The following is a 26,161-nucleotide window of genomic DNA, read 5'->3' as shown; positions in this document are numbered from 1 at the left end:
CGTCGATCCGAGAGGTCGCACGTCGGCCGGTCAGCCCGGCCCCGGGCGCCCCAGCCCCGGACTCAGCCCCAGCCCTCGGTCCGTCCCTTCAGCGCCCGGTACGCCTCGAGCACCTCGGGCGTCGACTCCGCGCCGACGATCCGCGAGCCGCTGATCTCCCAGGCGGGCGGCTCGTCGGTGCCGGCGAGCGCCCAGGCCGCCTGACGGGCGGCCCCGAGGGCCACGTACTCCCCGTCGGGGGCGATCGTGACCTCGCGGCCGAACACCGCGGGGGCCAGCTCCTGGACCGCCCGGCTGCGGGCGCCGCCGCCGATCAGGGTGATCCGTTCGGGGGCGGTGCCGGTGCGCTCCTCGAGCGCGGCGATCCCGTCGGCCAGCGAGCACAGCAGCCCCTCGACGTAGGCGCGGGCCACGTCCTCACGGGTGGTGGCGGTGCTCATGCCGGTCAGGGTGGCGCGGGCGTCCGGCCGGTTGGGGGTGCGCTCTCCGTCGAAGTAGGGCAGCAGGCTCACGCCGCGGGCACCGGGCTGCGAGGCGAGCGCGAGGCGGGAGAGCTCCTCGTGGTCCACGCCCAGCAGGGCGCGGCCGGCCTCGAGGATGCGGGAGGCGTTGATGGTGGTGGTCATGGGCAGGAAGCGGCCGGTGGCGTCCGCGAACCCGGTGACCGTCCCGCTCGCGTCCCCGGGCCGGGAGCCGCTGACCATCGCGCACACCCCGGAGGTGCCGATCGAGACGGACACGTCGCCGGGGCCCTGCGAGAGGCCGAGGGCGGCGCCCATGTTGTCGCCCGTGCCGGCCGCGATCGCGGCGCCGCCGGCGGTGCGGGCCATGACCTCCTGCGGCCTGCCGGGGAGGCGGGGCAGCTCGAGGGCACGGCCGAGCGCGGCCTCCGCCAGCTCGGGCACGAACCGCTCCTCGCGGGTGGAGTAGTAGCCGGTGCCGGACGCGTCGCCGCGGTCGGTGAACGGCTCGGTGCCCTGTGCCGCGAGATGCAGGGAGACGTAGTCGTGGGGCAGCAGCACCCGTGCGGCGCGCTCCGCGGCCTCGGGCTCGTGGTCGCGCACCCAGCGCAGCTTGGAGGCGGTGAAGGAGGCGACCATCAGGCTGCCGATCTCCTCGACGCTCGCCTCCGCGCCGCCCATCTCCTCGATCAGCGCGGCGGCCTGCCCCGCGGAGCGGGTGTCGTTCCACAGCAGCGCGTCGCGCACCACCTCACCGGCGTCGTCGAGCAGGACCATGCCGTGCTGCTGACCGCCCACGGCGAGGGCGTCCGCGCGCTCGAGCAGCGAGCCCGCGGCCTCGTCGACCGCTTCGAGCCAGGCTCGGGGATCGACCTCGGTGCCGTCGGGGTGCGCGGCGCGGCGCTGTTCGAGCACCTCACCGGTCTCCGCGTCGACGAGGAGGGCCTTGGTGGCCTGGGTGGACGAGTCGATGCCGAGGACCAGGGGTGCCATCGAGAGACCTTTCCGTCAGTGGAGGTGCTGCAAGCGAGGATATGCGGGACGCAGGGAGAAGTCAGCGCCAGGGGACGAAGCGCCGGGGTGCCCGGGCGAGAGCGGGCACGGCACCGCCGTGCCGTGCCCGCTGACGCCGGATCCGCTCAGGCGCGGAAGCCGAGCAGGTGCTGCATGGCCAGCTGCTGCAGGCGCACGAAGCCGAAGTTGCGCTCGCCGGCCTTGTCCGCGTCGAACTCCTCGAAGGTGGTGCGATCCGCGAGCAGGTCGGAGAGGGACTCGCCCTCGGCGAGGGTGGGCTGGGCGAGCTCGTCGATACCGGAGTAGCTCAGCGCCTCCTGCACCTCGGCGTCGGCGCGGAACGCGAGGGCGCGCTCCTTGAGCATCAGGTACATCTCCATGTTGGCCGCGGCGGAGTCGTACTGACCCTGCTCGTGCTCGGTGCGGGAGGGCTTGAAGTCGAAGTGACGGGCGCCCTCGTAGGCGCCGGGCTTCGACGGGAAGCCGTTCTCGAGCAGGTCGACGGTGAAGAAGGCACTGATCAGGTCGCCGTGGCCGAACACGAGGTCCTGGTCGTACATCGGGCCGTGCTGACCGTTGAGATCGATGTGGAACAGCTTGTCGGACCACAGCGCCTGCGCGAGGCCGTGGGTGTAGTTCAGCGTCGCCATCTGCTCGTGGCCGGTCTCGGGGTTGATGCCCACGATGTCACCGTGCTCGAGCTGCTCGATGAAGGCCAGGGCGTGCCCGACGGTGGGCAGGAAGATGTTCCCGCGGGGCTCGTTGGGCTTGGGCTCGAGGCCGATGCGCAGGTCGTAGCCCTTCTCCTTGATGTAGCCGGCGACCGTGTCGAGGCCCTCGCGGTAGCGCTCGAGCGCGGCGAAGAGGTCCTTCGAGCCGTCGTACTCGGAGCCCTCGCGGCCGCCCCACATCACGAAGGTGGTCGCGCCGAGCTCGGCGGCGAGGTCCACGTTGGCCAGCACCTTGCGCAGGCCGAAGCGACGCACGTCGCGGTCGTTGGAGGTGAACGCGCCGTCCTTGAAGACGGGGTGGGCGAAGGTGTCGGTGGTGACCATCTCGATGACAAGGCCCGTCTCGTCGGTGACGGACTTCAGCTGGTCGATGATCTTCTGGCGCTCCTCGGGGGTCGCGTCGAAGGGCACCACGTCGTTGTCGTGGAAGGTGAAGCCCCAGGCGCCGAGCTCGGCGAGCTTGCGGATGTGGGCGCTCAGCTCGAGCGGCGGGCGGGTGGCGAGGCCGAACTGGTCGCGAGCCTCCCAGCCGGTGGTCCACAGGCCGAAGGAGAACTTGTCGTCACGGGTGGGGGTGGGGGCAGTCATGGGGAGAGCTCCTTCGTCGTCGATCGGCATCTGCCGCTGTTAGTAAGTTACCGTAACTAACGCCGACATGCCAAGCTGTGCGCAGCATCCGTCGGCACCCGGCCCGGGCCGACGTGGCCGGCACGACGAGAAGGGGGCACGGTGCAGTCCACGCATCTGCGCGAGCACAACCTGTCCACGATCCTCCGCGCCCTCACGGCGGCCTCCGCCACCTCCGCGCCGCTGTCCCGCGCCGGGCTCGCGAAGCTCACCCGTCTGACCAAGCCGACGGTCTCCAAGCTGGTCGAGGAGCTGGTGGACGCCTCCTTGGTGGAGGAGAGCGCGCCGGTCTCGACCGGCGCCGGCCGCCCCATGGTGCCGCTCACCCCCGCCCGCGGAACGCTGCTGGCGATCGGGCTCGAGATCGCCGCGGACCACATCGCCTGCCTCGGGGTCGACCTGGCCGGAGAGGTGCTCGCGCACCAGATCGAGTACCGGAAGGTCACCGCGGCCTCCGCCGAGGAGGCGATCGATCTCGCCGCCGAGCTGGTGGGGCGGGTGCGCGCCGAGGCGGGCGGCGCCCCCGTGGTCGAGGTGGTCGCCGCCGTCCCCGGACGGATCGCCCCGGACGACGGCCGCGTGCTCTCCGCCCCCAACCTCGACTGGACCGAGGTGCCGTTGGTCGGGCGGCTGCTCGCCCGCCCCGAGCTCGCGGGCCTGGCGGTGCGCGCGCAGAACGACAACCGCCTCTCGGTCCTCACCGAGATCGACCGCCGGCCGGGAGAATCCTTCATCTACCTGCGCGGCTCGACCGGCGTCGGCGGCGCGGTGGTGCTGGACGGCGAGCTGATGGGCGGCGCCCACGGCTGGGCGGGCGAGTTCGGGCACACCGTCATCGAGCCCGGCGGCGCCGTCTGCCGCTGCGGGCGCCGCGGCTGCCTCGAGGCCTACGTCTCCTACCACGCCCTGCGGGAACGGGCCCGGCTCGGCGACGACGTGCGCATCGAGGACCTGGTCGACGCGCTCGCTCTCACCGGGGACCGCACCGAGGTGATCGGCATGATCGGCCGCTCCCTCGGCCTCGCGATCGCGAACGCGCTGAACATCCTGGACCTGACCACCGTGGTGCTCTCGGGCTACCTCGCGCCGATCGCGGCCGAGCTCGAGCCCGTGATCCGCAGGACCGTCGAGGAGCACGCGCTCGCGGCGGAGGCCGGTCCCATCCGCATCGAACGTTCCGACGCCCTGGTCGAGCCGGCGCTGCGCGGGGCGGCCCGGGCGGCGCTGCAGCCCGTGCTCAGCGAGCCGGGGGCTTGGATCGCCCGCGGCAGCTGACCTGCCGACATCGGCCCCGACTACCGAAGCACCGCGACACCCTCTGGTCGGGGCAGCCTGCTTCGGCACTTCGCCGCACTTGCGCGGAATCGAAGCTCGGTTCACCGCTACGCCGTTTGGCCACCACCACTCCCCTCGAAAGCTTTCCATTCTTTTCGGAGTGCGCCGTGGCGGGCAAGTTCTCTCTCCGTGCCGCCTTGACCGGGACGTCGTGCACCAAATGAGCACCACTGCCCTCGATCGGATTCGTCCTTGACGTCCAATGGTGGACACACCTAACCTGGAGCCATCTCGTATATGGCAGAAACATTTCTTAAAACATTTCTTCCCGCCGACGCGAGAGGCGATCGCTCCGGGCACCGCAGCCCGTCGGGATCGAGACGGGCGGCCGCGGCCGCCGTCACCGCACTACCCCGGACGGGACCTCCCGTCCGCGTGTCGCCACGTCGATCCGACGCCGAATCACCCAGGAGCCACCGATGACCCTGCCGTCGCCGTCCTCGCCCACCAGCCGACGCACGTTCGTGGGCCTGAGCGCCGCCACGTTCGCCTCTCTCGGCCTCTCGTCCTGCGGCGGCTCCGATGCCGACGAAGTCGACGTCGCCACACAGGATGCGGGCTCGATGGACTCCTACGAGGCCGATCAGCAGTTCACTGCGACCGAGCCGATCAAGCTGTCGATCCTGTGGACAGACTGGCCCGACAGCCCCGTGACGGGCACGTGGGAGATCTTCGACCACATCAAGGAGCTCACCAACGTCGAGCTCGAGCTGGTCCACGTGCCGTTCAGTGACTCCGTCGAGAAGCGCAGCCTGCTCATCAGCGCCGGCGACGCACCCTCGCTGATCCCCCTGATCTACCGCGGGGACGAGACGCCCTTCGTCTCCTCCGGCGCGATCCTGCCGATGAGCGACTACATCGAGCACATGCCCAACTTCCGCAAGTACGTGGAGGAGTGGGATATCAGCGAGATGATCGACAACCTCCGCCAGGCAGACGGGAAGTACTACATGCTCCCCGGCCTGCAGGAGGTCTGGGTGCCCTCGTTCTCCCTGATCATCCGCAAGGACGTCTGGGAGGACGTGGGCATCGGGATCCCCGGCACCTGGGACGAGGTCCACGAGGGCCTGCAGGCGATCAAGGAGAAGCACCCCGGCGCGATCCCGCTCGCGGACGGCTTCGAGGGGCAGTCGTTGATCAACTACGGCGGGTACGCCTTCGGCACCCGCGCCGGCTGGGGCTTCGGGGACGGCATGATCGGCGGCCATGACGGAGGCCCGCTCGAGTACGCGGCGACCACCGAGGAGTACCGCGGGATGGTCGAGTACTACCGGGCCCTGGTCGCCGAGGGACTGCTGGACCCGGAGTCGCTCACGGACTCCAACGACGGCAGCGGCGCCGGGGGCATCGCCGAGAAGTTCGCGGCGGAGACCTGCTTCGCGGCGTCCGGCTCCTCGGGCACGGCCATCGAATTCGCCCAGGCCCTGGACTCGACACTGGGGCGCGGGAACTATGAGCTCCAGCTGATCCCGCCGCCGGCGGGCCCTGCGGGCAGCATCATGGGGCCGCGGAACTTCTGGCACGGCTTCATGCTCAACTCGCAGATCGCCTCCTCGGAGAACTTCCTGGCGATTCTGCAGTTCCTGGACTGGCTCTACTTCAACCCCGACGCGCGGGAGATGCTGCGCTGGGGCATCGAGGGAGAGACCTATACGAAGAACTCCGACGGCGCCATCGAGCTCACCGACGACCACTCCCTGACGAGCTTCGACCTGAACACGGACGCCGAGACGGACCTGCTCGAGGACCTCGGCTTCTCGACCTTCCTCGCGGAGGCCACTGAGTCCCGGTCGCTGAAGGAGTCGTACAACTCCAAATCCTTCGCCGAGTACGTCGACGGCGTGGTGGAGAACCTGGAGTCGATGCCCCCGTGGGCGCCGGCGCCCCTGGACGAGGGCGAGCTCGAGCAGGCCTCTCTGATGGCGACCCCGTTGAAGGATACGGTGGACACCAACACCTTGCGCTTCATCCTCGGCGAGCTCGACATGAACGAATGGGGCACCTTCCTCGACGAGCTCGAGTCATCGGGGCTCTCCGCCTACGTCGACCTGATCAACAGCGCCCGGGAGCGATTCGAGAGCGACTCGTGACTCCAGGTCGGGGAGCCGCCGCGGAGCACACCGCTCTCCGACGTCTCGGCCCGGCCTCGCGCTGGCTCGAGGCGCTGCCGCTGGGCAACGGACGGCTGGGGGCGATGGTCTGGGGCGATCCGCAGCAGGCGCGCTTCTCGTTGAACGACTCAACGCTGTGGTCCGGCATGCCCGGGCTGCACCAGCACCGCGGCGCGGACGAGGCGACGGCCGCCGCCGCCATCGCGCGGTCGCGCGCGCTGTTCACCCAGGGCGAGGCCGCGGCCGCCGAGCAGGAGCTGGCCGTCCTCGGGACGACCTGGTCCCAGGCCTTCCAGCCCATCGGCGAGCTCACCGCCCGACTGCCCCTGCAGGCGGCGGCCCGGAGCGACTCCCCGAGCGAGCGCACGCTCGACCTCGTCCGCGGCGAGCACAGCGTGGACACTTCCGAGGGCCGGCATCTGACGCTCGTGAGCGCCGCGGACGACGTGCTGGTCCACACCTTCCCCGTGGGCCCGGAGGACGGCGTCGAGGTCGACCTGGCGGGACCACTGGTCGAGGAGCATCGCCGCACGGCCGACGGGGCCCTGGACCTCCTCCTGCGCGCCCCCTCGGACGTCGCCCCCGCGCACGCCCCCGGCAACCCCGGGGTGCACTGGGGCGAGGCGGCGATGCGCGCCGCCGTCGTCGTGCGGTGGTCGCTCTCGCAGGGCCGCGGCCTGCTGGTCTGTGCGGTCACCACGACCTGGCGCGGCCTGGGCGTGAGGCCGGATCTCCCTGCGCACGAGGCCCTCGCCGACGCCGCGCGGAGAGCGGAGAGCGCACTGGCGCGGGGCGCCGGCGAACTGCTGCGCCGCCACCGGGCCCACCCGCTGCCGGGCACGACGTCCACGGCGCTCACCCTCACCGGGGGGAGTCGGCAGGACCTGCTGGGTCAATTGTTCGCGCTGGGCCGACACCTTCTCGCCAGCGCCTCCCGCCCGGGCCTGCCACCAGCCAACCTCCAGGGTCTATGGAACCAGAAGGTGCAGGCCCCGTGGTCCTCGAACTTCACCACCAACATCAATCTCGAGATGAACCACTGGGCCGCCGGGGTCGCCCAGGTGCCGGATGCGGCCCGGGCTCTCGAGGAGTTCGTGGGCCTGCTGCGCAGGAACGGTCAGGACACCGCTCGTCGGCTCTACGGCGCGGGCGGATGGGCGCTGCACCACAACACCGACGCGTGGGGATACACCGACCCGGTCGACGGCGACGCCCGATGGGCGGCGTGGCCGCTGGGCGGGCTCTGGCTGGAGCACGAGCTCGACGACCTCACCCGCTTCACCGGGGAGCGCGCCGTCGAGGTCGCGAGACGACGCCACGGCGCGAGGTGCGAGGCGGCCCGGTTCGCGCTCGACATGCTCATCGAGGACGCGCAGGGAGGCCTGGCGACCTTCCCCTCCACCTCCCCCGAGAACCGGTGGCTGGACCCCACCGGTCAGAGGGTCGCCCTCACGGAGGGTGCCGGGATGGATCGGTGGCTGGTGCGGGACACCCTGCGCCGGGTGATCGACAGCTCCCGCCTGCTCGGCGGCGAGGACGACCCGCTCGTCGAGGAGGCGGGGGAGGCGCTGGAGCGCCTGCCGGGGCCGCGCATCGGGCCCGACGGCCGGATCCTGGAATGGCATGCCGCCGTCCCTGAGGAGGAGACCGCCCACCGGCACGTCTCCCACCTGGCCTTCGTCTATCCCGGCACCGACCCTCTGGACGACGAGCTGGCCGCCGCCGTGGAGCGATCCCTCGAGGGTCGCGGGGACGAGGCCACCGGTTGGTCACTCGCGTGGAAGGCCTGCCTCTGGGCACGGCTGCGCCGGCCCGACCGGGTGCAGAGCCTGCTGGAGCTGTTCCTGCGCGACGCCGAGGATCCGGCGGCCCCCGGCACCGAGCGGGCCGGGCTGTACCCGAACCTCTTCGCCGCCCATCCCCCGTTCCAGATGGATGCGAACTTCGGGATCGTCGCGGCGATCGCCGAATGCCTGCTGCAGAGCCACCGGAACGAGATCGAGCTGCTCCCCGCTGTGCCGCCGCTGCTGCAGGAAGGGAGGGTGCTCGGTCTGCGGGCGCGCCCGGGAGTGGACGTCGACATCACCTGGCAGGACGCCGCTCCCGAGGCTCTCCTACTGCGAGCGGCGGGCCCGGAGGGAGTGGGCACGCACAGGGTGCGGTGGCGCGAGAAGACGATCGAGGTGGAGGTCCCTGCCGAGGGGCACGCAGTAGTCGATGTCGCGGCACTGACATCACTGAGCTGACGTCACCGCGACGTTCGGCCGGCTCCCCGCTCGGCGGCGGAATGGTCGGCTGTCGACTCGCGCTCGATGAGCTGAGTCTCCAGCTTGAAGGGGTGGGCGAACAGACCCGGGTCCGAGGACAGCGCCAGCAGGCGCTCGATCGCCACCTGCCCCATCGAGAACAGCGGCTGCCGCACTGCGGTGAGCTGCGGGTGGGTCCACTGGGCGATCATCGTGTCGTCGAAGCTGACCACGCTGAGCTGCTCGGGGACGTCGACGCCCAGCTGGCGGGCCGCGCGAAGGGCTCCCACCGCCAGGGTGTCGGCGACGGCGAAGATCGCCGTGGGCGGCTCGGGGAGCCGCAGCAGCTGCTCGGCCCCGCGCTGACCGTCCTCGTAGGAGAAGTTCCCGTGCTCGATGAGATCCCGCTCCCAGGGGATGCTCGCCTGTCCGAGCGCGGAGTGGTAGCCCTGGAGCCGCTGGCGGGCCGGGACGGAGTCCTCGGGCCCCGCCAGCACGCCGATCCGACGGTGTCCCAGGTCCACCAGGTGCTGGACCGCGCTGCTGCCGCCCTCCCAGTTGGTGGCGGAGATGGTGACGATGCCCTTCACGTCCGGGTCGATGGAGACCGGATCGATCGCGATCAGGGGCAGGGAGAGGTCCCTGCTCCACCGCGCATGGCGGGCGCCGATGGGGGTGGTCACCAGGATGACGCCCTCGACGCCGCGGGAGGCGACCTCGGCCATCCAGGCGCGCGAGAGGCCGGCCGAGGTCTGGTCGCCGCTGACCACGACCAGGTCGACGTCGGCGCGGTGGGCCGCCTGCTCGGCGCCCTCGAGGACCTGCAGCGAGTAGGGGCTGGTGAGGGTGTCGAAGTGGATCAGCGCCGAGCGCCGACGGTCGCTCTCGCGCCGCTTGGGCTGGTAGCCGAGGTCCTGGGCGGCTCGCGCGACCGTCTCCCGAGTGGACTCGCGCACGTCCGCGCGCCCGTTCATCACCTTGGACGCGGTGGCCAGGGACACCCCGGCACGTTCCGCCACGTCCTTCAGCGTGACGCGACCTCCCCGCGCTTCGCTCTCCGCCATGACCTCACCTCTCCCCGGATCCGGGACACACCGTCCTCGGTGCACCATGTCGAACCCTACCGCCGCAAGTGGACCTTGACCGGCACCTCCGGCCCCTCTAGCCTAAACCGCAACGCAAGTTTCAGCACTGTTTCACACCCCTTTTCGCTCCTCGGGCGCGCCTCGGCGCGGACCCGGCGATCACCGTGGAGGCCCTCGCATGGCCCTGTTCGACATGCCCCTGGACGCGTTGCGCGAGTACCGACCGCAGCCGACGGAGCCCGCCGACCTCGACGAGTTCTGGCACGAGACGCTCACCCGGGCCCGGGCCGCCTCGGACCCCGTCCTCTCCCTGGACCGCATCGACAACGGTCTCCGGCTGATCGACACCTGGGACGTCACCTTCGCCGGCCACGACGGCGATGCGGTGCGCGGCTGGTACAACCGGCCCGCGGGCGCGGAGGGCGACCTGCCGGTCGTCGTGGAGTACCTCGGCTACGGAGGCGGCCGCGGCGAGCCCCTCGAACGCCTGGCCTGGGCCGCCGCGGGGTACGGGCACCTGGTGATGGACTCCCGGGGACAGGGCTCGAGCTGGGGCGCCGGCGGGCACACGGTCGACCCCGTCGGCTCCGGGCCCGCCGCCCCGGGCGTGATGACCTGCGGCCTGGAGTCGCCGCGGACGGCCTACCTCACCCGCCTGCTGACCGACGCCGCCCGCGCGGTCGACACCGCCCGCGCACTGGCGGGCGCCGACGGCCGGGTGGCGGTGACCGGCAGCAGCCAGGGCGGCGGGCTCGCGATCGGTGCGGCGGGACTGGTGCCCGACGTCGACGCGCTGCTCAGCAACGTCCCCTTCCTGGCGCACATGCGCCGCGCCGTCGACATCACGGACACCGATCCCTATCAGGAGATCGTGCGCTACCTGTCCGTGCACCGCGACCGCGAGGAGCAGGCCTTCACCACGCTGTCCTATCTCGATGCGATGCACCTGGGCCGTCGCGCGACCGCGCCCGCCCTGTTCTCGGTGGCGCTGCGCGATGCCACCTGCCCTCCGTCGACGGTGTTCGCCGCCTACAACCACTACGGCGGCGCGACCGGCACCGACCCCGAGCGCGACATTGTCGTCTATCGGTACAACAACCACGAGGGCGGCGGCCCGACCCAGCAGCGCCGCCAGCTCGACTGGCTGGCGGAGCGTCTGTGACCCCGGCCTCCGAATCCCGGAACACCGTGCCCCGGACCACCGTCCCCTCGATGCCCGTGCCCTCGATGCCCGCGCCTCCGAGCGACCTCGCGTGGCTGGGGGAGCACGCCGCCGCACGCCTCCCCCGCGAGGTGCTCCTGCACGCCCACGGGCCGACGGCCGCGTCGCTCGAGGCGGAGGTCGCGCGACTGCGCGCCCTCGCCCCGGGATCTCCCGGATCGCTCACCCTGGTCGACCTTGCTCACGCGCGGGCGACAGCTCCCGCGCAGGAGCCTGCGCAGGCGACAGGTCACGTGCCGGCCGCCGACCTCGAGGGGGCTCCTCTCGCGGAGCTGGCCGACGCCGGCGAGGAATCCTTCGCCCTGGCGGCGACGGGGGATCGGATCCGGGTGGTCGCCGGCGGGAGCCGCGGCCTCCGCTACGGCTTCTACGCCGCGCTGCTCGGTCTGGTGCCCGCCGACGGAGAGGAGTGGACGCTCCGCTCCCCCGCGCTGAGCATCCGGATGCTCGACCACTGGGACAACATGACCGTCCACCCCGTGATGGGGCAGGTCGAGCGCGGCTACGCGGGCGGATCGCTGTTCTTCGAGGACGGGGAGCTGCGCGAGGACCTCACCCGCGTCGAGCACTATGCGCGCCTGCTCGCCGCGATCGGCATCAACCGGGTGTCGCTGAACAACGTCAACGTCCACGCGCACGAGGCGACGCTGCTGACCACGAGGAGAGACCAGGTCGCCAGGCTCGCGGAGGTCTTCCGCGCCCAGGGCATCACCGTGCTCCTCTCGGTCTCCTTCGCCTCCCCGGTGCTGCTCGGCGGGCTGGGGACCTCCGACCCCCTCGACCCGGAGGTGCAGGAGTGGTGGCGGCGCACGACCGCGGACCTCTACGCACAGGTCCCCGACTTCGGCGGCTTCGTCGTCAAAGCGGACTCGGAGGGCCAGCCCGGCCCCTTCGCGCACGGCCGCGACCATGCGGACGGGGCGAACGTGCTGGCCCGCGCGCTGGCCCCGCACGGCGGGGAGGTCTTCTGGCGCGCCTTCGTCTATGACCACCACCAGGACTGGCGCGACCGCACCACCGACCGCGCCCGGGCGGCCCACGACCACTTCGCCCCGCTGGACGGCCGCTTCGACGACAACGCCGTCCTGCAGGTCAAGCACGGCCCGATGGACTTCCAGACCCGCGAGCCGGTCTCCCCCGTGATCGCGGCGATGCCCCGCACCCGGCTGGCCGTCGAGCTGCAGGTCACCCAGGAGTACACGGGCCAGCAGAAGCACCTGTGCTACCTGGCGCCCTGGTGGAGCGAGACCCTGCGCTTCCCCCTCGGTCCCGACGGAGCGCCGACCGTCGCCGACACCGCGGCAGGGCTCGTCGCGGTCTCCAACGTCGGCGACGACGACTTCTGGACCGGCCACCCGCTCGCCCAGGCGAACCTCTTCGCCCTGGGCCGCCTGGCCTGGGAGCCCGGCGTCTCACCCGACCGTCTCCTCGAGGAGTGGATCGGCGCCACCTTCGGCCCCGATCCCCTGGTCGCCGAGGTGCTGCGGGACCTCCTCGCCCCGTCCTGGCTGCTCTACGAGAGCTACACCGCGCCGCTCGGCGTCGGCTTCATGGTCCGCCCCGGCCACCACTACGGACCGGACGTCGACGGCTACGAGTACACCCCGTGGGGCACCTACCACTTCGCCGACCGCGACGGCATCGGCGTGGACCGCACGGTCGCCACCGGCACCGGGTTCGCGGGCCAGTACCCCGAACCATGGGCCTCGCGCTACGAATCGGTGAGCACCTGCCCCGACGAGCTGCTGCTCTTCTTCCACCACGTGCCGTACACGCACCGCCTGCACAGCGGGAAGACGGTCATCCAACACATCTACGACTCTCGCGCCGAGGGCTGCGAGCGGGTCGCCGAGCTGCGCCCCCGCTGGCGGCAGATCGCCGACCGCGTCCCCGCGGCGCTGCACGACAGGGTCGACGCCCTGCTCGTCGAGCAGGAGCGCTCGGCCGAGGAGTGGCGCGACCAGCTGCGCTCCTACTTCTTCCGCGCCTCCGGCATCGCCGACGAGAACGGGCGCCCGATCCACTGATCGGACGCCCGTCACCTCGGCCGCGCTGTCGGCGCCGCGCCCGGCCGTGCGGTCGGCGGCGTCCTCAGCGCTCCTGCGCGGTGTCGTCGGCGCGGCCGCCGGCCTCGGCCAGGGCGTCCTGGACCGCGTAGTAGGCGGGCTTACGCGTGTAGTCCTCCCACATCACGGTCGCGGCACCCTCCCCCTCGAAGGTGACGGGCACCCACGAGTAGGTGTCCACGAAGCCCCACAGGGTCAGGGAATCGCAGCCGTCCACGGACAGGGCCGCCTCGGTCACGCGGCGGTAGTAGTCGGCCTGCTGGGTGAGCTGCTCCTCGGTGGGTGCGGCGCCGTCCGGCAGCTCCATGCGCACGTCGAGCTCGGTGATGGCCGTGTGCAGCCCCAGATCGGCGAACCGCTGCAGGTTCTCGGCGAGGTCCTCCGGGAAGCCGTACCGGATCGACAGGTGCCCCTGGGTGGAGAAGCCGTCGACCGGGACGCCGTCGGCCAGCATCTCCTGGACGAGCGCGTAGTACGCATCGCTCTTGGGGTTGATGCCGTCCACGTTGTAATCGTTGAAGAACAGCAGCGCCTGCGGATCGGCCTCACGGGCCCAGCGGAAGGCGTCGGCCACGATCTCGAGGCCCAGCTCCCGGATCCAGATGTTGTCCGCGGTGCGCAGCACTCCGTCGTCGTCGAAGATCTCGTTGGCGACGTCCCACTGCTGCATGCGCCCGGCGTAGCGCCCGACGACGGTCTCGATGTGGTCGCGCAGGATCTCGCGCAGCTGATCGGGGGTGAAGTCGCCCTCTTCGAGCCAGTCGGGGTTCTGGCTGTGCCACAGCAGGGTATGCCCTCGCACCACCTGCCGGTTCCGCTGCGCGAACTCCATGATCGCGTCCGCGTCGTCGAAGGCGTAGACGTCGCGCTCCGGGCGGAGGTGGTCCCACTTCATCTGGTTCTCCGCGGAGAGCGAGGTGAACTCTCGGGCGAGCAGACTGCGGTGGGTCCGGTCCTCGGTGAAGGGGTCGGGATAGGGCTCGTCGCTGTGGTGGCCGCCTCCCGCGACCGCGGAGCCGATCGCGATGGCGTCGCCGGCGGCGTGGGCGAGAGTGCCCCTGCGCTGGGAGTTCGGCGGCGTCTCGCGGCTGCGGCCCGCGGCCCGGCCGGGGCTCGTCGCGGCCGTCTGCCCGGCGGCCTGTGCAGTGGTGGCGCCGGTCGCGGCGGCCGCGCCGACGACGGCTCCGGCGGTGAGGATCTGGCGGCGTCTCATGGTGTCTCCTTCGACGTCTCGTTCATCGTCCTGCCCGCGCGGGCTCTCCGTGCGGGAGGTCTTCCTGCGGGCTCCGCAGCCGCGGAGCCCGCAGAAGTCATGCGGCTGCGAGCCGGTGTCGGCTCAGCCCTTGACGGAGCCGAGCATGATCCCGGAGACGAAGTACCGCTGCACGAACGGGTACACGCACAGGATCGGGATGAGGATCAGGATCATCGTCACCGACTGGATGTTGGCGTTGATGTCGCTGACGGTGGACCCCGAGGCGGCCGCACCCTCCGAGGCCGCTGTCGAGGCCCCGGCTATGAGGTTCCGCAGGAACAGCGTCACCGGGAACAGATCGGTCCGATCGAGATAGAGGAATGCCGCGAACCAGTCGTTCCAGTACTGCACCGAGTAGAACAGGACCATCGTGGCGATCACCGCCTTCGACAGCGGCAGCACGATGCGGAAGAAGATCCCGAACCAGGTCAGGCCGTCGATGTGTGCGGCCTCCTCGAGCTCCGTGGGGAGGTTCTCGAAGAACGCCTTCATCACCAGCAGGTTGAATACCGACAGCGCCGGCGGCAGGATCACCGCCCACATGGTGTTCTTCATGCCCAGCGAGGAGATGAGCACGTAGTTCGGCACGATGCCGCCGTTGAAGAACATCGTGAACACGGCGATGCCGATGAGCAGGCTGCGACCCCGCAGGTGCTTCTTCGACAGCACGAAGGCGTAGGTCGTGGTCAGCGTCATGGCGATCGTGGTGCCGATGACGGTGTAGACGACTGTGTTGCCGTAGCTGCGCCAGAAGCTGCCGTTGTTGGCCACGGCCCGGTACGTGTCGAGGTTGAAGTCGACCGGGAAGAGATTGACCCGCCCGGCGTTGATCGCACCGGCGGAGCTGAACGACTGGGCCAGCAGCATGACGAACGGGTAGAGCATCACCGCGCACATCAGCAGCAGCAGAGTGGTGTTGACGACCGTGAACACCTTGTAGGACGTCGAGTCCTTGATCCGTGAGGACCTCCGGGGCGCGTCGGGCTTCCTGCGCGGCGCGTCGGGGGCCATTGCTTCGATCACCACAGGCTCGTCCCCACCAATCGCTTCGAGATGTAGTTCGCGGTCATGACCATCGCGAATCCGATGATCGCCTGGAACAGGCCGATGGCTGCCGCATAGCTGAGGTTGTTCGACACCAGACCCACCCGGTACAGATAGGTGGAGATGACGTCACCGGTCGAGTAGGTCATGGGGTTGTACAGCAGCAGGACCTTCTCGAAGCCGACGTTGAGGAAGTTGCCGATGTTGAGGATCAGCAGCGTGACCATCGTCGGCCGGATCCCCGGGATCGTGACGTGCCATGTCTGCTGCCAGCGGTTCGCACCGTCGATCCTGGAGGCCTCGTAGAGCGCGTCGTCCACCGCGGTGAGCGCGGCGAGGTAGAGGATCGTTCCCCAGCCGACGGTCTGCCAGGCCTCGGAGGCCACGTAGATGAAGCGGAACCACTCGGGACGCTGGAGGAACGAGACGGGGTCCCCGCCGAACGCCTCGGAGATCTGATTGACCGTTCCCTGCAGCGAGAGCAGCTGGTAGACCATGCCCACCACGATCACGACCGAGAGGAAGTGCGGCAGGTAGCTGATCGACTGGACGATCTTCTTGAAGTGCTTGCGCCGCACCTCGTTGAGCATCAGCGCGAGGATGATCGGCAGCGGGAAGCAGACCACCAAGGTCATGCCGCCGATGATCACCGTGTTCGAGAAGACGTTCCAGAACGCGGGATCGCGGATGAACATGTCCACGTAGAGCGTGCCCACCCACTCGTCACCGAAGATGCTCCCGCCGGGCCGGAACCGCCGGAACGCGATGACGTTCCCGAGCATGGGCAGGTACCGGAAGATGGCCAGGAAGATCAACGGCGCCACGGCCAGGCTGTACAGCGGCCAGTCCCGCCGCAGCGCCCGCTTCCAGCCCCCCGGCCTCCGCTTCGGCGGCGAGGGCCGGAGCTCAGGCTCCTGCGGGGCGACCTCTCTCGTCTCTGCCAGCGTCATCGGTCCTCCTCCACCGCCGCCGCGACCGCTCCGTCCCTCACCCGTTCGCCTCGACGAACCGCTGGCGCGCACCGTTGATGAGCTCCATGTAGCGCGAGAGGCCCGCGGCCTCCAGCTCGCCCACGAAGGTGTCCCACTCCTCCATGTCCCGCTCACCCATGATGAATTGCAGCGTGGCGGTGTCCACGGCGTCCTTGATGGGGGTGGCCAGCAACGAGGCCTGCTCGAGCTCGGACTCGTCGAGCGGGGCCGGGGGGATGGGATCGCGCGGGGTGCGCGCGGAGAGCACGTCGTCGATGTACGCGACGAACTCGGGCGTGCTGTAGGACTCCTTGAGGGCGCGCGACTCCGTGGACTCCGCCGGGAAGGTGGAGAACCCCAGGTCGGTCTGGATATCGGTCTCGCCCCCGCGGTTGATCGCGTAGTCGTCCAGGGAGAACTCGTCCATCAGCTCGATGGTGCCGTCCTCAGCCTTGGTGTAGTTGACGTCCTTCTCCCCCCAGCGCAGCATCTCGCGAGCATCGGGGTTGAAGTAGAGCCAGTCCACGAACTGCAGGGTGGCCAGGAAGTTCTCGGACCTCGCGACCTCCGAGCTGAGCATGAACCCGTGCCAGAAGTTGCGCGGCTCGATGTTCTCCCCGGCGGGGCCGGCGGGCGGCGGGATGAGGGTCACCTCGAAGTTCCCCTCCCCGACGGTCTCCTCGAGCGCCTGGGCGAACTCGATCGCGGTGCCCGAGGAGCCGGAGGCCGCGAAGCACGTCTCGTTCGCGAACTTCTCGCTGACGTCGGCGGCACCGCTGCCGTCGTTCGAGGCGGTGAGGGACTCGCGGTCCAGCAGACCGTCCTCGACCAGCACGCGGAAGTATTCGACCAGCTGCTTGTACTGGTCGGTGGTCGCGGCATAGACCAGGTCCTCGCCGTCCCCGTCGATCGCGCCGTCGCCGAAGCCCCAGCCTGCCTTCGTGCCGAAGCCGTGGGCGGCGTAGTTGAGCATGGACTGCGCCTCGAAGCCGTCCGCGAGGGGGGTCGAGTCCGGGTACTCCTCCTTGATCTGCAGGAGAGCCTCGTGGAGCTCGTCCCAGGTGTTGGGGACGCCGCCGGCGACCTCCTCGAAGACGTCCTTGCGGACGACGAGGCTGAAGACGGGCACGGACACCTCCTGCAGGCCGGGCATCATGTAGTACTTGCCGTCGGCCTGCTTGATGTTGTCGATCATCTCGCCGAGGTCCCATTCCTCGACGTACTTCTGGAAGTTGGGCATCTGGTCCGCGAAGTCGCTGAGCGGCACGACGGCGCCCGAGGACACGAACGGAGCGTCCTCACCGGTGTAGACCAGCGGGATCAGCGTCGGGGCGTCGCCGGCGCTGATGAGCAGGCTGCGCTTCTCGGTCGCGTCGCTGAAGGGGATGTGCGTCAGCGTGATCTCGACGTTCGTGAGCTCCTTGATGTGATCGAAGATCCGCCACGAGTCCTCCACGGGGACCTCCGGCCAGTCCGTCCACAGCATGCTGACCTGCATCGGCTCAGTGGCCTTGAACTGCGTGTCAGCGGCGTAGTCCTCCATCGCGCCCACGTTCTGGGTCTCGACGTCGACCTCCTCGCCGGAGCTCGAGCCGCAGGAGGACAGCGCCACCGTCGCGAAGGCGGCGGCGGAGAGTCCGACGAAGCTGCGTCGGGTCGGGGAATGAGGGAAGGGGTGCGGCATCGTCATGGCCGTCTCCTCGTCGGGGTAGGTGCCGTACCTGTGCGGTGCGGCGCGGATGGAACGGGGTGAAACGGGATGTAACGGGATGGAGCGGGTGGTGCCCGAGGGAACCAGGTGGAACGGGGCTGCGCGATCGGCGGCGGTGCCGTGGCGCCGCTCCCCTCGGGGAGAGGTGCGGTCCGATCGGTCCGAGGCTCATCAGCGGTCATCCATCGACGTCGACGGGCTCGGAGCGAAAGCCGTTCGACCGCCTCCCCGCGCAGCCATGCGCGGATCTTGCCGAGACTTTCGTCAAGCTTTCGCTATGCAGGTCAACATATCCGGCAGTGTGATCCAGGTCAAGCAATCCGCGAGATCCGCCCCCTCCGAGGCTGGATCCGCCTGCATCTCTATGACCTGCTTCTTCTTTCGGCCTCCGTGGCAGGCTCGTGCCCGCAGAGCGCCGGCGAGATGGTCACGTTCTCGCAACAAGCCCCGTTCCACGTCGCGAAAGTTTCGCTCAGAGTAGGCTCTGAGGCGCATCCGACCCCGTCCGGCACCCTCCAGGAGGAGCGATGACGCCACCCCGCCGCACCCGTGGGCTCTTCCACGAGATCACCGAGGGCGTGTACTGGTTCCTGGTCATCGACGTGATGGTCGCGCTGGCCTCGGCACCCACGGTGCTCGTGTGGACGCTGCTCTCCCCGGGCCCCGTGAGCGCGGTGCTGTTCGTGGTGGCGGCGCTGCCGCTGCCCCCGGCGATCGCCGCGGGTCTGTACGCGTGCCGCGCGTGGCGCCGGGACCGCGAGCTGGTGCCGGCCCGGCACTTCCTGCGCGGGTACCGCCTGAACGGCCTCGACAGCCTCGTGGCGGGCGCGCCCGTGCTCGCCGTCCTGGCCCTGCTCGCCTTCAATCTCAGCACCGGCGGGCGCGCCGGGACCAGCGGTCTCGACATCCTCTACCTGGCGCTGGGGGCGGTCGGGCTCCTCGTCCTCGCCCGCGCGCTCTCGATCGTCTCGGGGTTCAGCTTCCGGACGATCGACGTCTTCCGGCTGACCGCCTTCACGCTGCTGGTGCGCCCGCTCTCGACGCTGGCACTGCTCTCGCTGGGCGTCCTGACCCTCGGTATCGTCCTGCTGATCGGGGAGTTCGTGCTCCCCGTGGTGGCCTCGTTGCTGCTTTTCGCGCTGTGGGCCTCGGAGCGCCCGATCGCGAACCTGCTCACCGAGAGGTTCGTCAGCTCGCCGGAGCCTGCTGCGGATGACGCAGCTGATGGTCCCCTCCCCCACGAGGGATCGTGATCTCGACCGGGCCGTCGCCGAGGTCGACGCGGTAGGTCCCCGCGAAGCCGCGGATCTCGAGCACCCCGTCGCCGTCGGCCTGCACCGTCCGGTCGTGGAACCACCACTCCTCGGCGATCAGCTCCCTGAGGGCCGCGTAGGCGGGCTTGGGGGTGCCGTCGGCGCGCACGAGCCCGGCGGGAGCGCCCAGCCAGGCCCCGGCGTCCCCCAGGCCCCAGTAGGTGAGGGACTCGACGGCGGGCTGGGCGAGCACGGTGCGATAGTGGCGCACGATCTCCTGCGCCTGCCGCTCCTCACCCTCGGGGGTCGAGGGCCAGGTGTCCACCACGTGGTCGTTGAGATCCACGACGTGGGCGGGCATCAGGTCGCCGGAGAGCAGGGTGGTCTCCGTCAGCTGGATCGGCAGCCCGAACCGGGAGAAGCGCTCGATCACCTCCGCGATCTGCTCCTCGCCGCGGTATCCCTTGTGCATGTGGGTCTGCAGGCCGATGGCGTCGATCTCCAGCCCGCCCTCCAGGCACTCCTCGATGACGTCCTCGAAGGCGGGGGTCAGATCGAAGTCGTTCAGGACCAGGCGCGCCGAGGGGTCCGCGGCACGGGCCGTGTCGAACGCGAGACGGATGACGTCCCGTCGGCCGCGGGCTCGCGCGAGCCGGGTCACGGCGTTCTCCTCGGCCTCGAACACGGGCAGGATGACGGTCTCGTTGATCGCGTCCCACTGCTCGACGAGTCCCCGGAAGTCGCCGACCTCCCGCGTGATGCGGGCGCTGACGGCCTCCTCGACCTCCTCGTCGGTGCGCTCGAGCAGCCACGTGGGGGCGAGGGTGTGCCACAGAAGGGGGTGGCCCTTGATCCGCACTCCGTGCCCGAGGAGCCCTTCGGCCAACCGCCGGAGCCGCTCGGTGTCCGGAGCTCCCGGCGACGGCTCGAACCAGCGCCAGTAGAAGGGCAGGGTGGCCATGTTGAACAGGTCGAGCCACAGCCGGGTGTGGGCGTCGGGCTCCTCGGGTCGCAGCTCGAAGGCGGAGCACCCGAAGCCGAATCCGTGGCCGGTCTGCTCGACCCGGGCCGTCGCGCCCGGCACGACCGCCCCGCTCCGGTCGAGGACCCGGAGCCGGAGGGTCTCGACCCTTTCGCGCAGGACGTCGGCGGCCGAGGTCCCCGCGGCAGCCATCAGAGGCTCCCGCCGGCGGTGCCCGCACCGCCGGCCGGCACCGCCTCCTGCGCGTGCAGGGCGAGAGGCGACACCTCCGCGGGCGTGTCCAGCACCGCGCGGCCGCGCTCGATCACCCGGACCTGCCCCTCGATCCGGAAGGATCCCTCGAGCGTCACGTCCTCGCTCGAGGCGCCGAGGCGCACCCGGAACTCGCCGGGCTCGACGATGCGCTGCAGGTCGGCGCCGGTGAAGGAGGTGCGATCGGCGTGCAGGTCGAAGGTGACCCGCGCGCTCTCGCCGGCGGCCAGTCCCACCTTGGTGAAGCCGACCAGCCGCTTCAGCGGGCGCACCACGGTGGCCACGGGGTCGCTGAGGTAGAGCTGGACGACCTCCTTGCCATCGCGGTCGGAGGCGTTGGTGACGGTCGCGGAGATCCGGATCGTGCCGTCGGCGGCGATGGTGTCCGCGGAGAGCTCGAGGTCGGAGTACTCGAAGCGCGAGTAGCCCAGGCCGTGGCCGAAGGGGAACAGGGGCTTGGGATCGAGGTTGGAGATGCCGTCGGTGACCCAGGCCAGCACCGGGGCGAGGTACGTGCCGGGCTGTCCTCCCACGCCGTTCGGGATGCCGATGGGCAGGCGACCCGAGGGGTTCACCCGGCCGGAGAGCACGCCGGCGAGGGCGGCGGCGCCCTCCTCCCCCGGCATGAAGGCCTGGACGATCGCACGCGCCCGGCCGACGTAGACGCCCAGCGAGTAGGGCCGTCCGGTCACCAGCACCAGCACGACGGGCGTCCCGGTGGCGAGCACCGCCTCGACGAGCTCGTGCTGGGCGCCGGGCAGCTGCAGGCTCTCGACGTCGCAGCCCTCCCCGGAGGTGCCGGCACCGAACAGCCCGGCGATGTCGCCGACGGCGAGGACGGCGACCTCCGCCGCGCTGGCCGCGGCGACCGCCTCGTCGATCCCGGCGGTGTCGGGGTCGACGAAGTCGGTGCCCCGCGCGGTGGCGATCCGTGCGGCGGGGAACTCGGCCGCGAGGGCGTCGGCCAGGGTGGGGACGTGCACGGAGGTGCCGTTGTCCTCGAGGCGGGAGAGGACGTGGTTGGTGAAGCTGTAGCAGCCCAGGAAGCTGCGCGGCTGGAGGGCGGCCGGGCCGATCAGCGCGATCGAGGCGGGCCCCGTCGCGTCGTCGCCGGCAGCGCTCGGCGCCGCCAGCGGGAGCAGGCCCGCAGGGTTGTCCAGCAGGACGATGGACTCCTCGGCCATCCGACGGGCGAGCGCACGGCTCTCCGCCTGGTCGAGATCGATCGCCTCGCCGGTGGTGGCGGGGTCGAACTCCGGATCCAGCAGCCCCAGCTCGACCTTCTGGCGCAGGATCCTCCGCACGGCGGTGTCGAGCACCTCCTGCTCGACCTCCCCGTCGCGCACGGCCGCGACCAGGTGCGGGAAGGCGGTGGATTCGGGCAGCTCGATGTCCAGGCCCGCACTCAGCGCCGTGACGGCGGCGGCGCGGTCGTCCTCCACCACGCGGTGCATGGACTCCAGGAAGCTCACCGCCCAGTAGTCGGCCACCACGGTGCCGTCGAATCCCCAGCTCTCGCGCAGCAGGTCGGTGAGCAGCCAGCGGCTCGCGGCGGGCGGCGTGCCGTCGAGGTCCGCATAGGAGTTCATCACCGCGCCCGCGCCGCCCTCGCGCACGGCCATCTCGAAGGGGACCAGGTCGATGTCGTGCAGCTCGCGCATGCCGATGGACACCGGCGCATGGTTCCGCCCCGCGCGGGAGGCCGCGTGACCGGCGAAGTGCTTGAGGGTGGCGATCACGCCGGTGGACTGCAGGCCGCGCACGTACTCGGTGGCCAGCACACCCGTGAGGTAGGGGTCCTCCCCCATGGTCTCCTCGATGCGTCCCCAGCGGTAGTCGCGCACGATGTCGAGCACCGGGGACAGGCCCATGTGGGTGCCGAGCGCGCGCATGTCGGTGCCGATGCGACGCGCCATCTCCCCGATCAGGGCGGGGTCGAAGCTCGCCCCCCAGGCGATCGCGGCGGGGTAGGTGGTCGCGCCGTGGGCCATGAGGCCGGTCAGGCACTCCTCGTGGACCAGTGCGGGGATGTCGTGGGACGAGCCGGCGACCACGGCCTGCTGCATCTCGCGCAGGTTCTCGACGCCCTCCTGGGCGGTCAGCGCGGCGCTGCCGTAGGGGCGGGTGAGATGCCCGAGCCCGTGCTGCACCGCGGCCTCGAAGGGGTCCCGTCCCGCCTCGAAGGTCGACTGCATCGGGGCGAAGCCCTCGGCGTCGCCGAGGGTGGGCCGCTTCCAGTAGCTGCCGAGCTGGGCGGCCTTCTCCTCGAGGCTCAGCTCGGCGAGCAGGGACTCCACGCGCTCCTGGGTGCTGCGACCCCGGTCGTTCCACAGGGGGAGGGACATGACGCTCCTTCGCACGGTCCGCGGCGCTCGCTCGGGACGGCCGACGACGCCGTCGGGACCGTCCTCCGCAGCACTCGCCTCCGAGGCAGTTTCAGTCGGGGTTTAGCAATCTTTTCGGTTGCTTTCGGTGGCGAGAGCGTACGACAGGTCAGAACCTGGGGTCAACAGGCTCCGTCCGATAGGGTGGGTGCCGTCGCACCCTCGCCGACGTCGGCGAGCGAAAGACCAGGAAGTCGAGCCGATCTCCTGGTCAGGGGTACCCTCCGCTCCCGTGCCGCGACCCGGCCCGAGCAGTCGACACCGTGCGACCTCGACTCACGTCCCGTCCGAAACTTTCACTCAGGAGCAGTGCTTCACGATGACCACGACGCACCGAACCGTCGACGCCCTGCGCGTCGGCATGGTCGGCTACGGCTTCATGGGAGCCGCCCATTCCCATGCCTGGCGCACCGCGCATCGCTTCTTCGACCTGCCGCTCCTGCCCGAGCTGCGCACCCTGGCCGGGCGCACCGAGAGCGCAGTGGCCGACGCGGCCGAGCGCTACGGCTTCGCCGCGCACACCACCCGCTGGCAGGACCTCGTCGAGGATCCCGAGATCGACGTGATCGACATCTGCACCCCCGGGGACACGCACGTCGAGATCGCCCTGGCCGCCCTCGCCGCCGGCAAGCACGTGCTGTGCGAGAAGCCGCTCGCGAACTCCGTCGAGGACTCCGAGCGCATGGCGGAGGCGGCCGCCGCGGCACGGACGGAGCACCCGCGACGGGTCCTGTCCATGTGCGGGTTCAGCTACCGCCGCACCCCGGCCCTCGCCTACGCGCGCCGGCTGGTCGCGGAGGGCTTCGTGGGCGAGATCCGCCAGATCCGCGCCCAGTACCTGCAGGACTGGCTCTCCGACGCCGATGCCCCGATGACCTGGCGCCTGGACAAGGACCTCGCCGGCTCCGGAGCGCTCGGGGACATCGGCGCCCACGTCATCGACCTCACCCAGTGGATCTCCGGGCAGGACGTCGAGGCGGTCTCGGGCACCCTCGCCACCGTCGTCCCCACCCGTCCGGCCGCCGGTACCGCCCAGGGCCTCGGAGGGAAGGGGGACACCTCCGGCGAGCGCCAGGACGTGACCGTCGACGACGTCGCCCTGTTCACCGCCCGCTTCGACTCCGGCGTGCTGGGCTCCTTCGAGGCCACCCGCATGGCGCAGGGCCGCAAGAACGCGATGCGTGTGGAGATCAACGGCTCCGCGGGATCGATCGCCTTCGACTTCGAGCGCATGAACGAGCTCGAGATCTACGACGCCACGGCCGACGCCGGCCGGCAGGGATTCACCCGAGTGCTGACCACCGAGCCCGAGCACCCCTACGCCGGGAACTGGTGGCCCACCGGGCACGGCCTGGGCTACGAGCACACCTTCACCCACCAGATCGCCGACCTGGTGACCGCGATCGGCGAGGACTCCGACCCGTCGCCGTCCTTCGAGGAGGCGCTGCACGTCCAGCGCGTCCTCGCCGCCGTCGAGGCGAGCGACGCCGACGCCGGCCGCTGGACCGCCGTCGGCCCCCAGACCCCCACCACCGAGGAGACCGCCCGATGACCACCACCCCCCGCACCGCCCTCGTCGTCCGCGGCGGCTGGGACGGCCACCAGCCCGTCGAGGCCACCGACCTGTTCATCCCCTTCCTCGAGGAGAACGGCTTCTCGGTGCGGATCGAGGACTCCCCCGCGATCTACGCCGACGCCGAGTACATGGCCGGCGTCGACCTCATCGTCCAGTGCAACACCATGAACACCATCGAGCGGCCCCAGTTCGAGGGGCTGCGCGCCGCCGTCGAGGCAGGCACGGGCCTGGCCGGCTGGCACGGCGGCATCGCCGACTCCTACCGCAACGAGTCCGACTACCTCACCCTGATCGGCGGCCAGTTCGGCTGCCATCCGGGCAAGCACCCGGACGAGCGCATCGGCGAGCAGTCCGACAACTACGTGCCCTACACGGTGACCATGCTGCCCGCGGCCGCGGAGCATCCGATCACCGCCGGCATCAGCGACTTCGACCTGGTCACCGAGCAGTACTGGGTGCTCAGCGACGACTACGTCGACGTGCTCGCGACCACCACCCAGAAGGTGCGCGAGTGGGACCCCTGGCATCGCGAGATCACCTCCCCGGCGATCTGGACCCGGCAGTGGGGGCAGGGACGGATCTTCGTGTCCACCCCCGGGCACCGGGTCGAGGTGCTCGAGGACCCCAACGTCCGCACCGTGATCGAGCGGGGCCTGCTGTGGGCCGCCCGCGGCAGCGAGCAGCCCTACGGTGAGCACGGCGGCGCGGGCGCGAGGACCGCGCAGGAGGCAACCCGATGAAGCTCGGCATGATCGGCTGCGGGGTCATCTCGCGCCAGTACCTCGCCAGCCTCCCGTCGCTGCCGGACGTGCAGCTGGTCGCGGTCGCGGACCTGGACCGCGCCCGGGCCGAGGCCGCCGCCGACGGGCTCGCGGGGGTGCGCGTGCTCACGGTCGACGAGCTCATCGCGGATCCCGAGGTGGACACCGTCCTGAACCTCACCATCCCCGCCGCGCATGCCGAGGTGGACCTGCGGGCCATCGCGGCCGGGAAGAACGTGTACTCGGAGAAGCCGTTCGCCGTGACCACCGAGGAGGGCGCGCAGGTCCTCGCCGCCGCCGCGGAGGCCGGGGTGCTGGTCGGCTCCGCACCGGACACGGTGCTCGGCACCGGCACCCAGACGGCACGGGCCGCGATCGACGACGGGGTGATCGGCTCCCCCATCGCGGCGATGGCCACGATGGTCTGCCCCGGCCACGAGCGCTGGCATCCGCAGCCGGACTTCTACTACGTCCCCGGCGGCGGCCCGCTGCTGGACATGGGGCCGTACTACATCCATGCGCTGGTCACCCTGCTGGGACCGGTCTCCGCGGTGATCGGGGCGGGCAGCCGGCTGCGCGGCGAGCGCACCATCGGCTCCGGGCCGCGCGAGGGCGAGACCATCCCGGTCTCCACGGACACCCACGTCACCGGCGTCCTGGTGCACGACTCCGGGGTGCTCTCGACGCTCGTGATGAGCTTCGACGCGGTCGCGACCTCGGCGCACCCGATCGAGATCCACGGCACCGGCGGCACCCTCGCGGTCCCGGACCCGAACCACTTCGACGGGGACGTCGAGGTGCACCGACTGGGCGGCGAGGGATGGGAGACGCTGCCCGTGACCGGCGGTCACCCCGGAGGCGGGCGCGGCATCGGCCTGCAGGACATGGCCGTGCGCGGTGCGGACCTGCGGGCCTCCGGCGAGCTCGGCCAGCACGTGCTCGAGGTGATGAACTCGGTGCTGGAGTCCGCGCACTCGGGCGTGCGGGTCGAGATCGCGAGCACCTGCGAACGTCCGGACGCCGTGGAGCCCGCCGTCCGCGCAGGCTGACGACCATCCGCCGCCTCACCTCCTC

Annotated in this window: 18 protein-coding genes; 9 read left to right on the top strand and 9 right to left on the bottom strand. The window is 70.9% G+C overall.

What is annotated here, in order from left to right:
- Positions 1-62: 62 nt before the first annotated feature.
- Positions 63-1,454, bottom strand: coding sequence for a xylulokinase (gene xylB, locus ACT3SP_RS04890; protein WP_444586119.1), 1,392 nt, complete (start codon positions 1,452-1,454; stop codon positions 63-65).
- 146 nt (positions 1,455-1,600) lie between these two features.
- Positions 1,601-2,794, bottom strand: coding sequence for a xylose isomerase (gene xylA / locus ACT3SP_RS04885; protein ID WP_444586118.1), 1,194 nt, complete (start codon positions 2,792-2,794; stop codon positions 1,601-1,603).
- A gap of 141 nt (positions 2,795-2,935) precedes the next feature.
- Between xylA and ACT3SP_RS04880 the strand changes: the two genes are divergently transcribed.
- From ACT3SP_RS04880 to ACT3SP_RS04870, 3 genes are all read left to right on the top strand, one after another.
- Positions 2,936-4,108: an ROK family protein gene (locus ACT3SP_RS04880; protein ID WP_444586117.1), complete on the top strand. Its 1,173-nt coding sequence runs from the start codon at positions 2,936-2,938 to the stop codon at positions 4,106-4,108.
- A gap of 479 nt (positions 4,109-4,587) precedes the next feature.
- Positions 4,588-6,258, top strand: a complete 1,671-nt coding sequence (locus tag ACT3SP_RS04875) for an ABC transporter substrate-binding protein (protein ID WP_444586116.1) — start codon at positions 4,588-4,590, stop codon at positions 6,256-6,258.
- Positions 6,255-8,525 carry a glycosyl hydrolase family 95 catalytic domain-containing protein gene (locus ACT3SP_RS04870; protein WP_444586115.1) on the top strand — a complete coding sequence of 757 codons (2,271 nt, stop codon included), beginning with the start codon at positions 6,255-6,257 and terminating at the stop codon, positions 8,523-8,525. The genes ACT3SP_RS04875 and ACT3SP_RS04870 overlap by 4 nt, the downstream gene beginning before the upstream one ends.
- A 2-nt stretch (positions 8,526-8,527) precedes the next feature.
- Here the strand turns inward: ACT3SP_RS04870 and ACT3SP_RS04865 are convergent, their stop codons facing one another.
- A complete protein-coding gene (locus tag ACT3SP_RS04865) occupies positions 8,528-9,589 on the bottom strand; it encodes a LacI family DNA-binding transcriptional regulator (protein WP_444586114.1) in 1,062 nt (353 codons plus the stop codon).
- A 199-nt stretch (positions 9,590-9,788) separates the two neighbouring features.
- Here ACT3SP_RS04865 and ACT3SP_RS04860 point away from each other — a divergent pair, with 199 nt between their 5' ends.
- Entirely contained in the window at positions 9,789-10,772 is a 984-nt protein-coding gene (locus ACT3SP_RS04860) for an acetylxylan esterase (protein ID WP_444586113.1), read from the top strand.
- The gene (locus ACT3SP_RS04855) at positions 10,769-12,859 is read left to right on the top strand and encodes an alpha-glucuronidase (RefSeq protein WP_444586112.1); all 2,091 of its coding nucleotides are present in this window, start codon (positions 10,769-10,771) and stop codon (positions 12,857-12,859) included. The genes ACT3SP_RS04860 and ACT3SP_RS04855 overlap by 4 nt, the downstream gene beginning before the upstream one ends.
- 64 nt (positions 12,860-12,923) lie before the next feature.
- Here ACT3SP_RS04855 and ACT3SP_RS04850 read toward each other — a convergent pair whose 3' ends face one another.
- The 4 genes from ACT3SP_RS04850 to ACT3SP_RS04835 form a co-directional block, all read right to left on the bottom strand.
- Positions 12,924-14,111 (bottom strand): endo-1,4-beta-xylanase, encoded by a 1,188-nt coding sequence (locus tag ACT3SP_RS04850; RefSeq protein ID WP_444586111.1) that lies wholly within the window; start codon positions 14,109-14,111, stop codon positions 12,924-12,926.
- Positions 14,112-14,234: 123 nt separating this feature from the next.
- Entirely contained in the window at positions 14,235-15,164 is a 930-nt protein-coding gene (locus tag ACT3SP_RS04845; RefSeq protein ID WP_444586197.1) for a carbohydrate ABC transporter permease, read from the bottom strand.
- Between the two features lie 8 nt (positions 15,165-15,172).
- A complete protein-coding gene (locus tag ACT3SP_RS04840; protein WP_444586110.1) occupies positions 15,173-16,147 on the bottom strand; it encodes an ABC transporter permease in 975 nt (324 codons plus the stop codon).
- Between the two features lie 37 nt (positions 16,148-16,184).
- Positions 16,185-17,858 carry an ABC transporter substrate-binding protein gene (locus ACT3SP_RS04835; RefSeq protein WP_444586109.1) on the bottom strand — a complete coding sequence of 558 codons (1,674 nt, stop codon included), beginning with the start codon at positions 17,856-17,858 and terminating at the stop codon, positions 16,185-16,187.
- 548 nt (positions 17,859-18,406) lie between these two features.
- Here ACT3SP_RS04835 and ACT3SP_RS04830 point away from each other — a divergent pair.
- On the top strand, positions 18,407-19,132 hold the full coding sequence (locus ACT3SP_RS04830; RefSeq protein WP_444586108.1) for a DUF624 domain-containing protein: 726 nt from the start codon (positions 18,407-18,409) through the stop codon (positions 19,130-19,132).
- Here ACT3SP_RS04830 and ACT3SP_RS04825 read toward each other — a convergent pair.
- Both ACT3SP_RS04825 and ACT3SP_RS04820 read right to left on the bottom strand, forming a co-directional pair.
- Positions 19,068-20,306: an endo-1,4-beta-xylanase gene (locus tag ACT3SP_RS04825; protein ID WP_444586107.1), complete on the bottom strand. Its 1,239-nt coding sequence runs from the start codon at positions 20,304-20,306 to the stop codon at positions 19,068-19,070. The genes ACT3SP_RS04830 and ACT3SP_RS04825 overlap by 65 nt on opposite strands.
- Entirely contained in the window at positions 20,306-22,711 is a 2,406-nt protein-coding gene (locus ACT3SP_RS04820; RefSeq protein WP_444586106.1) for a glycoside hydrolase family 3 N-terminal domain-containing protein, read from the bottom strand. Before ACT3SP_RS04820 ends, ACT3SP_RS04825 begins: the two co-directional genes overlap by 1 nt.
- A gap of 358 nt (positions 22,712-23,069) precedes the next feature.
- Here ACT3SP_RS04820 and ACT3SP_RS04815 point away from each other — a divergent pair, with 358 nt between their 5' ends.
- From ACT3SP_RS04815 to ACT3SP_RS04805, 3 genes are read left to right on the top strand one after another with little or no spacing between them, the layout of a single operon-like run.
- Entirely contained in the window at positions 23,070-24,302 is a 1,233-nt protein-coding gene (locus ACT3SP_RS04815; RefSeq protein WP_444586105.1) for a Gfo/Idh/MocA family protein, read from the top strand.
- Positions 24,299-25,066 (top strand): ThuA domain-containing protein, encoded by a 768-nt coding sequence (locus tag ACT3SP_RS04810; RefSeq protein ID WP_444586104.1) that lies wholly within the window; start codon positions 24,299-24,301, stop codon positions 25,064-25,066. Before ACT3SP_RS04815 ends, ACT3SP_RS04810 begins: the two co-directional genes overlap by 4 nt.
- Complete coding sequence (locus ACT3SP_RS04805) at positions 25,063-26,136, top strand: Gfo/Idh/MocA family protein (RefSeq protein ID WP_444586103.1); 1,074 nt, start codon at positions 25,063-25,065, stop codon at positions 26,134-26,136. The genes ACT3SP_RS04810 and ACT3SP_RS04805 overlap by 4 nt, the downstream gene beginning before the upstream one ends.
- Positions 26,137-26,161: the final 25 nt, after the last annotated feature.

Source organism: Brachybacterium sp. AOP43-C2-M15 (assembly GCF_052446295.1).
Taxonomy (GTDB): Bacteria; Actinomycetota; Actinomycetes; order Actinomycetales; family Dermabacteraceae; genus Brachybacterium.
Note: the sequence above shows the minus strand (reverse complement) of the source record. Positions and strands in the feature narration are given on the sequence as shown.

Bases quoted from the DNA above. Each gene is read 5' to 3' on its own strand.
- ACT3SP_RS04875 (WP_444586116.1), top strand. From the start codon at position 4,588: ATGACCCTGCCGTCGCCGTCCTCGCCCACCAGCCGACGCACGTTCGTG.
- ACT3SP_RS04815 (WP_444586105.1), top strand. From the start codon at position 23,070: ATGACCACGACGCACCGAACCGTCGACGCCCTGCGCGTCGGCATGGTC.
- ACT3SP_RS04825 (WP_444586107.1), bottom strand. From the start codon at position 20,306: ATGGCTGCCGCGGGGACCTCGGCCGCCGACGTCCTGCGCGAAAGGGTC.
- ACT3SP_RS04810 (WP_444586104.1), top strand. From the start codon at position 24,299: ATGACCACCACCCCCCGCACCGCCCTCGTCGTCCGCGGCGGCTGGGAC.
- ACT3SP_RS04845 (WP_444586197.1), bottom strand. From the start codon at position 15,164: ATGGCCCCCGACGCGCCGCGCAGGAAGCCCGACGCGCCCCGGAGGTCC.
- ACT3SP_RS04805 (WP_444586103.1), top strand. From the start codon at position 25,063: ATGAAGCTCGGCATGATCGGCTGCGGGGTCATCTCGCGCCAGTACCTC.
- ACT3SP_RS04835 (WP_444586109.1), bottom strand. From the start codon at position 17,858: ATGACGATGCCGCACCCCTTCCCTCATTCCCCGACCCGACGCAGCTTC.
- ACT3SP_RS04850 (WP_444586111.1), bottom strand. From the start codon at position 14,111: ATGAGACGCCGCCAGATCCTCACCGCCGGAGCCGTCGTCGGCGCGGCC.
- xylB (WP_444586119.1), bottom strand. From the start codon at position 1,454: ATGGCACCCCTGGTCCTCGGCATCGACTCGTCCACCCAGGCCACCAAG.
- ACT3SP_RS04830 (WP_444586108.1), top strand. From the start codon at position 18,407: ATGACGCCACCCCGCCGCACCCGTGGGCTCTTCCACGAGATCACCGAG.
- ACT3SP_RS04840 (WP_444586110.1), bottom strand. From the start codon at position 16,147: ATGACGCTGGCAGAGACGAGAGAGGTCGCCCCGCAGGAGCCTGAGCTC.
- xylA (WP_444586118.1), bottom strand. From the start codon at position 2,794: ATGACTGCCCCCACCCCCACCCGTGACGACAAGTTCTCCTTCGGCCTG.
- ACT3SP_RS04865 (WP_444586114.1), bottom strand. From the start codon at position 9,589: ATGGCGGAGAGCGAAGCGCGGGGAGGTCGCGTCACGCTGAAGGACGTG.
- ACT3SP_RS04820 (WP_444586106.1), bottom strand. From the start codon at position 22,711: ATGTCCCTCCCCCTGTGGAACGACCGGGGTCGCAGCACCCAGGAGCGC.
- ACT3SP_RS04860 (WP_444586113.1), top strand. From the start codon at position 9,789: ATGGCCCTGTTCGACATGCCCCTGGACGCGTTGCGCGAGTACCGACCG.